The 14,708-nt window shown below is 58.5% G+C and carries 10 protein-coding genes; 7 read left to right on the plus strand and 3 right to left on the minus strand.

Features of this window, described 5'->3' with window-relative positions; all coding sequences use genetic code 11:
- Positions 1 to 24: 24 nt before the first annotated feature.
- Genes CFB35_RS19175 through tssK form a run of 3 tightly spaced genes read right to left on the minus strand, consistent with a single transcriptional unit; the run spans position 25 to position 3,901 of the window.
- A complete protein-coding gene (locus CFB35_RS19175; protein ID WP_256940069.1) occupies positions 25 to 1,800 on the minus strand; it encodes an OmpA family protein in 1,776 nt (591 codons plus the stop codon).
- Positions 1,797 to 2,552 carry a DotU family type IV/VI secretion system protein gene (locus tag CFB35_RS19180; RefSeq protein WP_179231797.1) on the minus strand — a complete coding sequence of 252 codons (756 nt, stop codon included), beginning with the start codon at positions 2,550 to 2,552 and terminating at the stop codon, positions 1,797 to 1,799. Before CFB35_RS19180 ends, CFB35_RS19175 begins: the two co-directional genes overlap by 4 nt.
- Positions 2,552 to 3,901 (minus strand): type VI secretion system baseplate subunit TssK, encoded by a 1,350-nt coding sequence (tssK, locus tag CFB35_RS19185; protein ID WP_089465443.1) that lies wholly within the window; start codon positions 3,899 to 3,901, stop codon positions 2,552 to 2,554. Before tssK ends, CFB35_RS19180 begins: the two co-directional genes overlap by 1 nt.
- Positions 3,902 to 4,463: 562 nt before the next feature.
- Here tssK and tssB point away from each other — a divergent pair.
- The 7 genes from tssB (at position 4,464) to CFB35_RS19210 (ending at position 14,708) form a co-directional block, all read left to right on the plus strand.
- Positions 4,464 to 4,976 (plus strand): type VI secretion system contractile sheath small subunit, encoded by a 513-nt coding sequence (tssB, locus tag CFB35_RS19190; protein WP_059575337.1) that lies wholly within the window; start codon positions 4,464 to 4,466, stop codon positions 4,974 to 4,976.
- A 73-nt stretch (positions 4,977 to 5,049) separates the two neighbouring features.
- Positions 5,050 to 6,600, plus strand: coding sequence for a type VI secretion system contractile sheath large subunit (gene tssC, locus CFB35_RS19195; protein WP_059575339.1), 1,551 nt, complete (start codon positions 5,050 to 5,052; stop codon positions 6,598 to 6,600).
- Between the two features lie 79 nt (positions 6,601 to 6,679).
- Positions 6,680 to 9,019 carry a type VI secretion system Vgr family protein gene (locus CFB35_RS19200; protein ID WP_059575341.1) on the plus strand — a complete coding sequence of 780 codons (2,340 nt, stop codon included), beginning with the start codon at positions 6,680 to 6,682 and terminating at the stop codon, positions 9,017 to 9,019.
- An 8-nt stretch (positions 9,020 to 9,027) separates the two neighbouring features.
- The gene (locus CFB35_RS19205; protein ID WP_179231765.1) at positions 9,028 to 11,676 is read left to right on the plus strand and encodes a glycoside hydrolase family 19 protein; all 2,649 of its coding nucleotides are present in this window, start codon (positions 9,028 to 9,030) and stop codon (positions 11,674 to 11,676) included.
- Positions 11,673 to 12,122 carry a hypothetical protein gene (locus CFB35_RS34490; protein WP_143328748.1) on the plus strand — a complete coding sequence of 150 codons (450 nt, stop codon included), beginning with the start codon at positions 11,673 to 11,675 and terminating at the stop codon, positions 12,120 to 12,122. Before CFB35_RS19205 ends, CFB35_RS34490 begins: the two co-directional genes overlap by 4 nt.
- Positions 12,123 to 12,476: 354 nt before the next feature.
- Positions 12,477 to 13,166 (plus strand): hypothetical protein, encoded by a 690-nt coding sequence (locus CFB35_RS34495; RefSeq protein WP_124657252.1) that lies wholly within the window; start codon positions 12,477 to 12,479, stop codon positions 13,164 to 13,166.
- Between the two features lie 1,284 nt (positions 13,167 to 14,450).
- Complete coding sequence (locus CFB35_RS19210) at positions 14,451 to 14,708, plus strand: PAAR domain-containing protein (protein WP_081066514.1); 258 nt, start codon at positions 14,451 to 14,453, stop codon at positions 14,706 to 14,708.

The raw sequence follows: 14,708 nt of genomic DNA on the forward strand, positions 1-14,708 counted from the left end.
CCCGGGACCCAAAAATGTTGCGTATTACCGCGCGGCGCTCGTCGGGACGGCCGGCGGCGTATCGGGAACGAGCGTGATTTCGACCCGACGATTCCTCGCTCGCCCCTGCGGTGTCGCGTTGTCCGCGACCGGCCGTGTATCGCCGTAGCCCTGGATCGCGAACTGCGTCGGCGGGATGCCCGATGCATCGACGAGCCAGTCACGCACGGCCGACGCACGATCGATCGACAGCTTGAGGTTCCGATCGGGCCGACCCCGATCGTCCGTGTAACCGGCGACGAGCACGCGCTTGCCCGGATGAGCCTTGATGAGGTCGAGCGCATCGACCATCGCGCGCGTGGTGCCGGCCTTGAGCCGCGCGTTGCCGCTGTCGAACAACGACATGCTGTCCAGCGTGACGACGGCGGGCGGCGGCGGGGGCGGTTCGTAAGAGGCGATCGCGTCGTCGAGAAGCGGCAGTAGCTGCGCACCGCGATAGGTGCCGAACGACAGCCGCAGCGGAACGCCGACGCGGGCGTATCGGTCGAGTTGATCGCGGTCCGCTGCAAGAGACAGCAGCGCGTCGCGCTTCGCGGCGTCCTGCGTGACGGGGATGTGGTTGTAGCGCTCCAGATGCGCGCCGACGCGGGCCATCAGCGCTTCATTGTTCCGGGCGGCTGTGCAAATGGCGACGACCGCCGCGCACGCGACGATCGCAATCGCATGCGCGACTGCGGCGACGCGCGGCGATCGCCACGCGCGGCGCGGCATCGTATCGATCAGCGGTTGCGGAAAGGGCCACGGGAGCGGCGACGCCGGCAATGCGGCCGGCGTGATACCCGTCAGCGCGCGCACTTCGCGTTCCCATGGTTTGCCTGGGCCGGACGCCGGGCCGTGATCGATCCAGCCGGCGCCGAGCAGCGGCCACGGCGACGCGGGCTGACGTCGGTCCGTCAGCGTGTCGAACACGAGACGGCGGGTCCATCCGACGATCGATGCGATTCCGGCGGCGCGGGCCGAGAGGGCCGGATTTGCGTCGCCATGGAGTGCGTCCGACTCGGCCGCCGCGATTGCGGTGTCGAAGCCGTGCAGATTCGCGATGGCCGAGCCGGTCGACATGCCGTACCACTGCGCCGCCGATGCGCCGGCGGCAGCCTTCGTCGCCACGCTCGCATCCGACAGTCGCTGATAGACGGCGACGTAGCCCGGCAGCGACGTGCCCAGCATGCGACACGCATCGGCGACGGCCTGCCGGATCACGCGCAGGTTCTGCGACAACGTATCGTCGCTCGCATGGAGGCCGGGCGCGACCGAGAGCACGACGCAATCGGGTGCATGGCCGTCTCGCCACTGACGGACGGCGACGGCAAGCCGGGCGAGATCCTGCGGGCGATCGGCGCGCAGCCAGATTGCGCCGTCGCCCACGTGAACGAAACGTGCGCGCGCCGTATCGCGATCGAACAAGGCGGACAGGCCGTCGCCGGTGACGAGCGCGAGCGGCATTTTCGTGCGCAGTGCGACGGGCAGGTCGGCGGTCGCCGCGCCGAGTTGCGCAAGCACGTGCACGTTCCGTTCGCGGGCACGTGTCAGCCGGCGCGAATGCAGCCAGACGACGAGCGCGGAGAACGCAACGACGCTCGCCGTCAATCCCCACATGACGCCGCGATCGACGGCCAAAACCCATCCGATGATAGCCAGCGCGAGCGTCGCGGATAGCGTGACGATCGTGCGCAGCGGATAGCCGAGACCCGACAGCGCCGCGTTTGCGGCATCGGATTCGACGTGGGTCGCCGCCCGTGGGAGAGGGGTATCCGACGTCACGGCCGCTTCACTGTCTGGACGAGTTGCGCCAGTTCCGCGTCGAGAATGCGATCCCACGCGAACCATGCGAGTATCGCGATCACGCAGGCCGTTCCGGCGATCGCCCATGGCGACAGATGCCTGAGCCGGTCGATCAGTCGCGTGTTCGAACGATCGGTGACGAACCCCGGCCGCACAGCCGGCCGCAATTGATCGATTTGCGCGACCAGCGCGGCCAGCAATGCCAGGCGCGTTGCCTCGCCCTCGTGGGCGTCCGCCGACGAGCCCGCGCGAGCGGCGTAGCGGCCGCGGAATCCCAGACCGAAAATGGCCGCATAGCATTCGAGCAGATCGACGTTCGGCGCGGGTTCGCGCATCCGGTACTCGAGCCGCTCGTAAATGCGCGTGCCTGCGTCGTGCGTGCCGAACCGGTCGACCTGCAGCGGCCTGGACTCCCAGTTCGCCTTGTCGGCGGCGGGCAGATGCCGCAGCGCGGTTTCATCGATCAGCGCGCATTGCGCGACGAGCAAATCGTCCCGTATGTCGGCGGCGACCCCCTGTGCATCGAGTGCCGTCGCCAACTGCGCGACGAGCCGGGCGCACTGCTGACGCAGCCCTTCCGGGTTGTCGACCTCGCCGCCGCTCGACAGCTGCGCGACGAGCAGTGCCGTATCGCGCAGCAGCGCACGCATCGAAGGCCCGGCCGCGTGGCTGGACGATGGCTCCCGCGCCAGCAACGCGGAATCGTGACGTGTGGAGACGATGGCGTTCATCAGCGCAGCACCGCGTAGAGTTCGATCGATGCGTCGGGAACCGACGCCGGCAGATAGATCTGGCAAGCGCGCGCGGCCAGCATTCGCGCATGGGCGGCGTCGTGCGCATCCAGCGCGAAATAATGGTTGTCCAGCCGCACCGGAATGGCGCCCGGCACGCGCTGCACGGCCTTGAGCGGAATCCCCGCCACCGCGGAATTGACGATGTGCTCGACGTCGTCCGGCGCACCGATCTTGCACAGGCGCGGGAACTGTTCGACGAGCTCGAACGCCGGTAGCGCCGCATTGACGGACAGGTACCAGTCCGCCGCGCCCTCGACGATCCGCTCGTCAAGGAACCGGCCGGCCCAGGTGGTCGGCGTTGTGTGCGATAGCCCGATCGACACGACCCGCGACGGGATGATCGCGTCGAGCAGATCGCGGATCAACGCCTCGAGCGTCGCGAACACCTCGTGTGCGCCGGCATGATCGTAAGGCGGGATGTCGGTCAGCGACACGTGTGTCGAGAAAGTGCTCAACGAGCCTGCCAATTGCGCGAGCACTTGGTACAGGCGATCCGTGGGCTGCGCGGGATGCGACGCGAGGAAGCGCAGTTGCGGCCACGCCTGATGAATGCAGTGCAGGAGCCAGAAGAGCTGGACGTCGGCGACGCCGTATTCGGCAACCTGTTCGATCCGTTCGCTGCGGCGCGCGCCGAGGAGCGCGCTCTTGGCGGCGAGGATATCCGCGAGCCGCCGGATGCGTTCGATATGCAGCGGATGACCCGACAGCGACAGACAGGGCGGTACATATTCGCGATCGATCTGGAACTGGCCGCTCGTCGTGCGCGTCAGGCGAGCGATTGCGCATGCAGTGTCGTCTGCGTGCGATTCGTGGCCGAACAGCAAGCGGACGGCGTGGCGCTCGGCTGCGATTTCGGCTTCGCCCGCGCCGTTCAGGTCCACCACCTTCACGAACTCCCGATACGCGCGACGCGGACGGGCCAACGCCGTCTCGTCGAAACGGCAGTTGCCGCCGTTCGCATCGGGCAGCGCGAGTGCGGCGAGCACGTCGACGGTCTGGGTATCGGCGGGAATTTCGCGGCCGAGGTCACGCGCGGGCGGCAGTGCGTCGGCGATGGTCGTGTCGATCGGCGTGCCGTCCGGAAAGCGTAGCCGAAGCCGCGTGAGCTTCAGACGGCCGGACGCCAGTGCTTCTTCGTCGACATCGACGTTCAGCGTTCCCCACGGCGACGCGGCGACCGCCGACGCCAGTTGTTGCAGCGCGAACCCGTTCCAGCGGTCCTGCTGCTGGAAATGCTGCTGCGTGAGAATCAGCCCTTCATGCCAGAGCGGCTTTTCGATCCGCATGGTGTAGTCAATATCGATCAGAAGTTATGAGGCGCCGATTCTAACCATCATTTGCCGATTTCGTCACTCCGTCATCGGGTAATTTGTTGACGAATGTGTCATTTATATCGAGATAAGAGTGGGGTTGATTTTGAGATTGTGGTGTGAATTGTTTTTGTGATCTACGGGAATTTGTGTGCGCTGATTTATCGAGATTTCTGCGAGTGTCGTTTGCTGAATTTCGTTATAAATATCAATGAGTTGTGGTGAGAATTCAGTTATTTGAGATTGATTTTGGTGTAGTTCATGTCTGCCTCGGGCGAGGGGGTGATATAGGACGAGTATTAATTGATCCGTTTCTCGTTAGGTCGGATGTGATTTTTGATTTCTGTCTGTTTACTTTTCATGAAATTGCATGATATTTTCTGCCGTCTGAATCGGCACGTCATGCCGCGAATATCCGATTCGGTCGTGCGTCAATACGGGTTGCGATTTTCTACAAAAGTGACGTGAACGACGGTGCACTCGTGGTCCGGGGTGCATATCGCGGAATCTTCAAGCTTTCTGAGATAAGGAGAACGAATTGGATAGCTTTCAGCGAGAGATCCCGAAGAGCCGGGTGTCGATCACTCTCGACTTGCATACGGGCGGCGCGCAGAAGAAGGTCGAGCTGCCCCTGAAGCTGTTGGTGGCGGGCGACTTCAGCGCCGGCCGCGAGCAGGCGCCGCTTGCCGAGCGCAAGAAGGTGAACATCGACAAGAACAATTTCGATGCCGTGCTGGCCGACTACGCGCCGGATCTCAAGATCGCCGCGAACAACACGCTGGCCGGCGACGGTTCCGAGTTGCCCGTCAACCTGTCGTTCCGGTCGATCAAGGATTTCGAACCCGAGCAGGTGGCGCGCCAGATTCCCGAGCTTCAGGCGCTCCTCGCGATGCGCAACCTGCTGCGCGACCTGAAATCGAATTTGCTCGACAACGGGACGTTCCGTCGCGAGTTCGAGAAGGTGCTGAAGGACGACCGCCTGTCCGCGAAGCTGCGCGGCGAGCTCGCGCAGATCGCGACCGCCGCGACGCAGCCTGAAGGGCATGCGTGAGCGACGCCGGGCAAAACGCGCGTTCAGCGCATTCCGCAACTTCGTAGCCATTCGATCGCAGACAGGATCCGAGATGAAACCCACTGAAACGCAGCAGGCCGGCGCGACCGAGACCGTCGTGCTGGACGCCCCGCATGGGGATATCGACAGCGTCTATGCGTCGCTGTGCAGCAAGATCAACCTGAAGCCCATTAGCGAGGCGCGCCCGCTCGAGGCGTTCCGCGACAACGACATGCTGTCCGAGGCGTCGGCCGACGAGCGCATCGCGCGCGGGATGGGCGCGTTCCTCGAACTCGTCGCGAACGCGCGCCAGCCGGTGGACCGGCTCGACAAATCGCTGCTCGACTTCCACATTGGCCAGATCGACCGGCAAATCAGCCGCCAGCTCGACGCCGTGATGCACACGCCGGAATTCCAGGCGCTCGAAGCACGCTGGCGGGGCCTGAAGATGCTCGTGAGCCGCACCGATTTCCGCAAGAACGCGCGCATCGAGGTGCTCGACGTATCGAAGGACGCGCTGCAGCGCGACTTCGAGGACACGCCGGAACTGATCCAGAGCGGCCTGTATCGCCTCACCTACATCGAGGAATACGACACGCCGGGCGGCCAGCCGATCAGCGCGATGATCAGCGACTTCGAGTTCGCGAATTCGCCGATGGACGTTGCGCTGCTGCGCAATATTTCGAAGGTCGCGGCTGCCGCGCACATGCCGTTCATCGGCTCGGTCGGGCCGGCGTTCTTCGGCAAGCGGTCGATGGAGGAAGTGGCGGCGATCCAGGACATCGGCAACTACTTCGATCGCGCCGAATACATCAAGTGGAAGAGCTTCCGCGATACCGACGATGCGCGTTACGTCGGCCTGACGATGCCGCGCGTGCTCGGCCGCTTGCCGTACGGCAAGGACACGGCGCCGGTGCGGGCGTTCAACTATGAGGAGGCCGTCAAGGGCCCCGATCACGACAAGTACCTGTGGATGAACGCGTCGTTCGCGTTCGCGGCGAACATGGTGCGCAGCTTCGTGAGCAATGGATGGTGCGTGCAGATTCGCGGGCCGCAGGCGGGCGGCAAGGTCGAGGATCTGCCGGTTCACCTGTACGACCTCGGCACCGGCTACCAGCCGAAGATCCCGACCGAAGTGCTGATCCCGGAGACGCGCGAATTCGAATTCGCGAATCTCGGCTTCATCCCGCTGTCGTTCTACAAGAACCACGACTTCGCGTGCTTCTTCTCCGCGAACTCGGCGCAGAAGCCGGCGCTGTACGAAACCAAGGAAGCGACCGCGAACAGCCGCATCAACGCACGGCTGCCGTACATCTTCCTGTTGTCTCGCATCGCGCACTACCTGAAGCTGATCCAGCGCGAAAACATCGGCACGACCAAGGATCGCCGGCTGCTTGAACTCGAACTGAACAACTGGATCAAGGGGCTCGTCACCGAGATGAAGGATCCGGGCGACGAGTTGCAGGCGTCGCATCCGCTGCGCGAGGCGAAGGTCACGGTCGAGGATATCGAGGACAACCCGGGCTTCTTCCGGATCAAGCTGTTCATCGTCCCGCACTTCCAGGTCGAAGGCATGGACATCGGGCTGTCGCTCGTGTCGCAGATGCCGAAGGCCAAGAACTGATCCGACGTGTGATGGCGAACCGCCGGGGTGACGATGATTGCCCCGGCGGCACCGCCTGTTTGCGCAACCGAGAGAGTCGATGTCGATGATTTTGCCTACGCAGGCTTATGAATTGAAGCTGGCGCCGCATCCGGCGCCGTTCTCGATCCTGAAGTTCACGGGGCTGGACCGCGTGAGCCAGCTTTATCGGTACGAGATCGAATTCACAAGCCCCGTGGCCGGGATTCCGATGGACCAGGTGCTGGGCCGGCCGGCGAAGTTCGTTGCGGATCCGATCGACCCGGACATGGATTACTTGCGAAAGATGTTCGGGGAGAACGCGGCTCGGTTCAGTACGAAGCCGGCGGCGTATACGGTTCATGGTGTGATCACGCAATTCGACGAGCTTGAGACTTCGGCGGACGAAACGCGTTACCGCGTCGTGCTGGAACCGACGCTCGCGGATCTCGATCGCGGCGTGACCAGCCGCTTGTTTCAGAAGCAGTCGGTCGAGGAGATCGTGACCGACACGCTTCGGCACTACGGTTATCGCGCGGGGGTGGATTTTCAGTTCCAGTTGCGCGGGCAGTACAAGCGCCGTGAATACGTGACGCAGTATCACGAGACTACGTTCGCGTTCATCCGGCGCATGTGTGCGGAAGAGGGGATCTGGTTTCGCTGGGAGCAGAAGAAGGATCGCGCGGTGGTGGTGTTCGGCGACGATCTCGATGCGTATGCGCGCAAGCAGCGCACGGTGCCGTATCGGCGTGATTCGGGGCTGGAGAGTGTCGGTGCGGATGCGATCAAGACGCTCGGGCGCGAGATGAAGCGCGTGCCGGAGGCCGTGCGACTGCATGACTACAACCATCGACAGGCCGGGGTGTCGCTGCTGGTTGAGGAAAACACGGCACGCGACGACAAGACGACGAACGCCGTCGATTATCGCTGGGGCGAGCATTACGAGACGCCCGAAGAGGGCAAGCGGGTGGCGCGGTTGCGGCACGAGGCCTATCTGGCCGGGCAGATCACCTTCAAGGGAACGGGTAATCCGTTCTGGCTCGAAGCCGGCGAGGTGATGCGCGTCGAGCCGAAGCCGGCCGATGCGAAGCATGGTGTGTTCGTGACGTCGGTCGAGTCGCACGGCGGGCGTAACGAATCGTACTGGGTGGCGTTCGAGGGGATTCCGTCGGATCGCGTGTGGCGCACGTCGATGGCCTCGATTTCGCGGCCGGTGGTCGACGGGATTCTGCCAGCGCGGATTACGTCGCCAGGCAACTACAAGTATGCGTACCTGACCGAGCAGGGCTGGTACGTGATCAAGCTGCCGTTCGATCTCGATGAATGGAGCCCGGGTGGGACGAGCCGGCCGGTGCGGTTGGCGAAGCCGTATAGCGGCGGCGATTATGGGCATCACTTTCCGTTGATCGACGGGGCGGAAGTGGCGATCGTCCATACGGACGGCGATCCGAACCGGCCGGTGATCATCGGGGCGATGCATGACAGCGCGCATCCGGATCTGGTCAACAACCTGAACCATACGCGGAACCTGATTCGGACGGCTGCGCGGAATGAGTTGCGGATGGAGGATAGGGAGGGCAACGAGCATGTCCATCTAATCACGCCGTTCCGGGCAAGCCAGCTGAATCTCGGCTTCATGGTCGACATCGATCGCAACGCGCGCGGAACGGGGGCTGAACTCGCTACCGATGGTCATGCGTCGATCCGGGCGGCAGACGGCGTGCTCGTATCGGCCGAAGCGCAACCTGGGGCGGCCGGCGAGCAGCTCGCGATGCAAAACGCGGATGCGACGTTCGCACAGGCTGAAGAAATTCTGCGCTCTCTCAATGATGCCGCGAACGCCGCAAAGGCACTACAGGCTGAGGCCAATCAGCAACGCGTACTGATCGAGCAGAAGTTGAGCCGCCTCCAGAAGCCCGTCATTGTCGCAAGCGCGCCGGAGGGTGTCGGCATCGCGAGCGGGCAGCACGTTCAGGTTGCTGCACGCAAGCAGATGTTCATTACGGCCGGCGAAGGATTGGACATCGGCGTCATGAAGCGTATCACCGCGGCGGCCGGTGAAGCGATTTCGTTCTTCGCGGCGAGGCTGGGAATTCGACTCTTCGCGGCAAAGGGCAAGGTGCAGATTCAGGCGCAAGGCGACGGCATGGAATTGATGGCGATGCAGGACGTGCACGTGTGTTCTTCGGATGGCGGAATCACGATAACCGGTCGTAAAGGCGTCACGATCGGTGATGGCTCGGGTGCCTATATCAAGCTGTCAGGCGGAAAGATCGTGCTCGGGAGTCCTGCGGGGGAAATCGAGCTGAAAGGCGACCTGACCGTCAATGACGCCGACGGCGGGAGTTTCAAGTTTCCGATGTGGTCCTCGGCGCCGCCAAAGGACGTGAAGAACACACTGAATTTCGGTTTTTCGGAGTAAGCCCGACCATGGCGACCAAACGCACATCGAAAAATGCGCCGAAGCGAGCGACGCCGCCCAAGTCAACGCCGACGCCTGCTAAGCCTGCTCTGAAGAAACTGTCATTCGCATTTCCGTTCTTGCGTAAAGGCAATGGCGTGTCCGATGCGTCAACCCGATTCACCGATGAGCACGATATCTATCGGCTGCTGGCCGAGCGTGAACCGTCCGGCACCTATCTTTCGAGCAGCAACGGCATGTGGCACGGCGGCATCCATATCGCGGAGGCCGGTGCGGGCCAGTCGCTGGACCTCGACGGGGGATTGCGCTGTATCGCCGACGGTATGCTGATTGCGTTTCGCGCCAACAAGACCTATCCGGTCAGCGAAATGGCGGCTGCCGATAGTGGCGCGCCGTATGAAGCGCCGTATAGCACGGGCTTCGCGCTGGTGCGGCATACGATGGAGTTCCCGCGGGATACCAAGCTGACGTTCTACAGCTTGTATATGCACCTGATGTCCTGGGAGGACTACGCAAATTTCCCGAAACGGGAGAAGCCGTCGTATTGGCCGCGGCAATGGCGGGTGACGCAGTATGCGCAGGATAAACCGGTGTCGGGAAAAAACGGACAGGCTGTCGATCCGGCGCAGCAGGGGTTGCGAGTCCGCAAGGTTTCGAACGGCGCCCCTATTGGCATCGTGCCTCAGGGGACCAGCGTCGGCATCGGGAAAATTGAGACGAAGCACGGGAAGGTGTGGGGGCAACTGACGGATCTACACGGGGCATCGCTGTATCCGCAACACGCGGGCGGTTATGTCGAGCCGTCGAGTGCGATCGGTGGGTGGGTTTTCCTCGGCCAGGAAAATGGCGGGCCGGTTGCCGAGGAGGCTGTTGAGGACGCGATGTTCGATCGGGTTGTCGTGGTAACGGATCAAGCCAAGCCTGGCGACACACCCGGCATTCCAATCAAGGCGGGGGATCTGATCGGACACCTGGGGCGATACGACTCGTTGAATCAACGTAGCTCGGGCGTTCGAATGGCGCACGTCGAGGTTTTCTGTGATGACAGCATCCGGCCGTTCCTCGAGCAAGGGCGTGCATGGGTTAGCCAACATGGTTCGCGCAAGGAGGACTGGGCCGAGCTCGGGCTTCCGTCGGAACCGACCATTCTGCGAATCGAGCCGGGTACGGTGCTGTATCAGCGTACGCCGAACAACGAATTTGTACAGGGCGCGGATCCGCAATCGCGAAAAACAGACCGTGTGCAGGTGTACTCGCTCGCCGAGCTGGCGCGTGATTCAACACGGCGTGTTCCGGTGCCCGGACCGAATCCCGATCCAGGATACCCGGTGAGTTGGTGGCATGTCGACGGCGTAAACGCCCACGGGCACGCGATTGAAGGCTGGGTGTGCGATTTCAACTTCGCTGGCGGGCGAGTGACCCGCGAGTTCGCACAGAAGTGGATCGATTTCGAGTGTTTGGCAGATACCCACGATCCGGCACATACGATTTTTGCGACGACGCAATCATGGATTGATTACGCGAGCGGTGCGAATGCGCCTGATCTCGCATCGTGTTCGAAGCTCAGTCCGTTGATGCTCAAGGTATACGACGCACTGTACAAGAGGGGTGATGGTAGCCGCGCGGCTGACGAGCTTTGCACGTTGTCGACAGGCGAACGGGATGGATATCCGTGGTTGATGCAAGCGGCGTCGCGACTGATCGTCAAGCACGAGAGCGAGTGGGCGAATCCGTCGAAGTGGAAGCAGTTGATCGCCGAGTTGGAGAAGCAGACGGGGCCTAAGCCGCAGCATGAGGAAGAGCAGAAGCGGATTGAGAAGTTGGCGTGGTGGGATGAGGTGGGGGCTGGGGTGCCGGGCTTCCCGGGGGCGAGTGTCTATCACGTCAATCCAATCTCACTAGCCGCCAATTTCGAGTCAAAGTTTAAATTTACGCTGCCAATGCTTCAGCATATTTTTCCAGGAGCGAACATTGGAACACTGCAAGCGGTTATGGACGAGTTAAATGGCAATATAGAGTTATTCAAGTTGGACAATTATCTCCGGCGAGAGCATTTCTTTGCCCAGATTCGTCGCGAATCGGGTCCGTCATTGGTTGTCCACGACGGCGAGAGTTTGAATTATCCACCTTCCAGGCTGATCGAGAAATTCAGCTATTTCAAGCGCCATCCCGCTGAAGCAGAACAATATGGGCGTACGAGCAGTCACCCCGCTGATCAAGAGGCGATAGCAAATCGAGCGTATGAAAAAAGAAATGGCAACGGTGCATTTTCAAGCGGGGACGGGTGGAAGTATCGGGGGCGAGGTTTGATACAGATTACTGGGCGTAGGCAGTATGAAAAATTTAACGAATGGCATAGAGAAAATTCGCAAGGGTGGCCTAGTGAGGCGTCACTGAATTTTGTGGAAAATTTTGAATTGGTCGGTCAAGCTAAATATGCAACTAGATCGGCCGCCGGATATTGGGTTGATAATCGGTTGTATGAGGTTGCCGATCATGGTGACGCGAACGACGATGTAGACAACGTAACTAGAGTTATAAATCCTGGTCTTTTTAGTCATCGCCCTGGCCAGCCAATTTCTGATGAAAATATGTCGGATATTGTTGATCGGAGAAATAATTTCATATCTATTCATGGCTGGCAGGGGTTGAGATGACAAATGGGAAATTTACTTTTGCAATTCTCTTGTGCGTGGCGAAAATTAACGTGGCCGGCGCTGGAGTCGGCGCGGCGAGAGATGAAGAAACTCTGTGTCGAGTAGATGAGGATATTTATTTTAGCTGTCCGCTTGTAAACAAAAAAGTAATTTCAATTTGCGCGAAGAATAATTATAGGCCCGGAAAAGGATATATAAAATATCGATATGGGAAGAAGGATAATTTCTTCGAGATTCCGGAGGGGTATATTGGTTCAAGTAATTTATTTTCAATATCCGATGTTTCGGAAGGCAGTATTCGTGGTCTTCATTTAAAAATAACAAATGGAGCTTACGTGTATGTTGTATCTTCTGTTTGGCCGGGGGGGGGTGTACGTTTCGCGAAATGGAAGGGTGATTATGGATCAAGAGTGTCGGTCATCGAAGTACAAAAACTTCTCGGATGATGTGTCGGATGGGGTGAGGCGGGTATTACCTTCTGAAGTTGATGTGCATTAGTCAATATTCGAGAGTGTCTTCGTGAAAGTGATCTCAAAGGAGCTTTCCTTAGTATCGTTAATTATTTTTAATGGCGTAGCTTCTGCTGCGAACACAGATTGTAGTCGATGCAATAGGACGGCGCATCTCGGAGGTCTCCCGGCGGAGTAATTTATGAACATCCTTAGGATGGTCTTCCTGATTTCTCAATGGGGGTGTAGATGATTAAGGGCTATGTTTTTGGATGTGCTCTTATTGTAAGTTGTTCTGTATATGCGAAGGGGGTGTGTTCGGATGTGCGCGGGGAGAAAATATACTCGCCCTTGAAGATCAAAGAGGGAGTTGTTTGCTTTGTCCGGAAGGCGATATTGGATGATAAAACAAAGTCACCAGTCGGGCTTGATGGAATTTCCCTATTTTATATCAAAAGCGGAGGTGTTCCGGTCGAGGCTGAAGGACGAGGTCTGCTTTACGACGATACGCCTGGTGAAATCGTTGATGCTTTTTTATTGCGGGGCGGTCGTGATCGTCGGGAAAAGATATATGTGATTCATTATTTTGACGTTCGAAATTCGCTTGTTGAGAAAAACTCGTCCGGAAAATTTTATTCAGTCTACGTCTTTGAGTCGGTTGGGGGTGTTTTGCGCCAAGATGAGCGTGCTACCGACTGGTTTGGGGCTAACTACAGTTGGCTGTCTGATGGGGAGAGGGTGGTTTATAGGTTTCCGTATCAATATAGAAAAGATGTTGAGTCGGTGGTTAATTCGCCCCTCGCTTTGCTAATGGAGGGGGCTGATGGTGTTCGTGCAAAGGTCAAGAGAAAGGCTTACCTATTTAATGAGTCACGTACCAGTGCTAAGACAAATAAATATCTGATTGCCGGCGATCGAGTGGTGGTTGAAAGGACTACTGCGGGATGGTGCAAAATTGACTATCGTGGAAGCAAGGTGCCGATAAAAATGTGGTTGATTTGTGCTGCGCTTGATGTTGGGGCCGGAGTGGATGTGAATTGATACCTTTTTCATATGGTCGCGCATCATGAAATTGAAGTGCATTTTTTCATTTATGGAATTTTCGCATTGGCGGTCAATTTATGTGCGTCTGCTTTCTTTCTTGAAAAATGAAGAATAAGTGCTGTTTGGTTAAGTGGATCGGTCGCTCGGATACGGATTTATGCGTTAAGTGATAAGAAATGCTAGCGCTGGATATCGAGATGGCTTTTTTCGGCAAGTCCGGGATAGTGTTTTTTCTGCGAAGTAGTCGCGGTCAGAGTTGCATCAGGGTAAAGGGTGGCTGTCTGGGGAGGGAGTGGGTGCTTTTCGAGAATTAATAGAAGAAGGAGATCAATTGATTTTTGGCTCACACAGTATTTTGGCTGACGTATTTAAGGCGGTTTTCGTGTTCGGTGTTGGAGGCTGCGCATATGCAGATGAAGTCACGTTGTGTCAGCCGCACGAGGAAATTTACTTCAGCTGTTCAAGTGACAGTCCCGATTGTTGATGGTGTAGATAATTAATAGTTGCGCCATCCGTGGTTCGATCGTTTGGCGTCTCTGTCGAATTGAAAATTTATAAAATGCTTGATCGCTGGTTTTGATGTGAATTGGTAAATGCTTGGGGATGCCTTGTGTGAAAACGATCTCAAAGGTGGGTGTCTTGGTGTTGTTAACTATTTGTAATAGTGTGGCCTCTGCTGCAAGCGAAGATTATCTATATGCGGGGAGTCTCTGTCATTATGGTGAAGTCGAGTACTTTAATTGCAAATTACAGGACTCAAAGAAGATTGCATCGGTTTGTGCGTCTAACAACTCGTCACCCGATCATGGATATGTGCAATATCGCTTTGGGACACAGAGTAATATTGAATACAAGTACCCTGGCGAACTCTTACACCCGCGCGGAAGAATTTCGATCATTGATGTCTCAAGGCTCTCTGAAGGCTTAGGTAGTCATCTAAAGTTTACGAGCGGGCCCTACACCTACGTAGTCTCAAATGCGCTCGTGCCTGGGGAGATTTATGTTTCTAAAAATGGGAAACTGGTATTCGATCAGATTTGCGAAGGCAATGCATATATCCCATTCGATAAAGCTGTTCGAAGTGGTGTGGAATATGGGGTCGTGGATAACACCGATAAGCTTGATCATCATGGAAAGTAGAGGTGGGGAATCTATGTTTTGATTATTTTAAATCGATGTTAGAGGTCGCGAGATGTTGGAGTTTCATGCTGCGGAAACGTACGGACATGTCCGAAGCCGGTTGGGTCGATGGTTGTTGAATATTCACGAGGAAAAGCGTAAATGAAAAATCTCGCATACGAAGGTGACGCAACGACCCACGGCGGCCGGGTCCTGACTGGCTCCGATCGCATCAAGGTGAAAGGACGCCGCGCAGCCCGTATTGGCGACAAAGTCTCATGCCCGATCCATGGCGACAATGAAATCGTCGAAGGCAGCAGCAGGATGAAGGACGGTACGACACAGCTATCGCGCGACGGTGATCGCACACGGTGCGGAGCCGTTCTGATCGCGCCGTCCAGCGGAGCGCGGGTCCGGTAA

The organism is Burkholderia sp. AU16482 (assembly GCF_002223285.1).
GTDB classification, from domain to species: Bacteria; Pseudomonadota; Gammaproteobacteria; order Burkholderiales; family Burkholderiaceae; genus Burkholderia; species Burkholderia semiarida.

What these genes read in the sequence shown, in the direction of transcription:
- CFB35_RS34490 (WP_143328748.1), top strand. Translation starts at nt 11,673, where the DNA reads ATGACAAATGGGAAATTTACTTTTGCAATTCTCTTGTGCGTGGCGAAA.
- CFB35_RS19180 (WP_179231797.1), bottom strand. Translation starts at nt 2,552, where the DNA reads ATGAACGCCATCGTCTCCACACGTCACGATTCCGCGTTGCTGGCGCGG.
- tssC (WP_059575339.1), top strand. Translation starts at nt 5,050, where the DNA reads ATGAAACCCACTGAAACGCAGCAGGCCGGCGCGACCGAGACCGTCGTG.
- CFB35_RS19200 (WP_059575341.1), top strand. Translation starts at nt 6,680, where the DNA reads ATGTCGATGATTTTGCCTACGCAGGCTTATGAATTGAAGCTGGCGCCG.
- CFB35_RS19210 (WP_081066514.1), top strand. Translation starts at nt 14,451, where the DNA reads ATGAAAAATCTCGCATACGAAGGTGACGCAACGACCCACGGCGGCCGG.
- CFB35_RS19205 (WP_179231765.1), top strand. Translation starts at nt 9,028, where the DNA reads ATGGCGACCAAACGCACATCGAAAAATGCGCCGAAGCGAGCGACGCCG.
- tssK (WP_089465443.1), bottom strand. Translation starts at nt 3,901, where the DNA reads ATGCGGATCGAAAAGCCGCTCTGGCATGAAGGGCTGATTCTCACGCAG.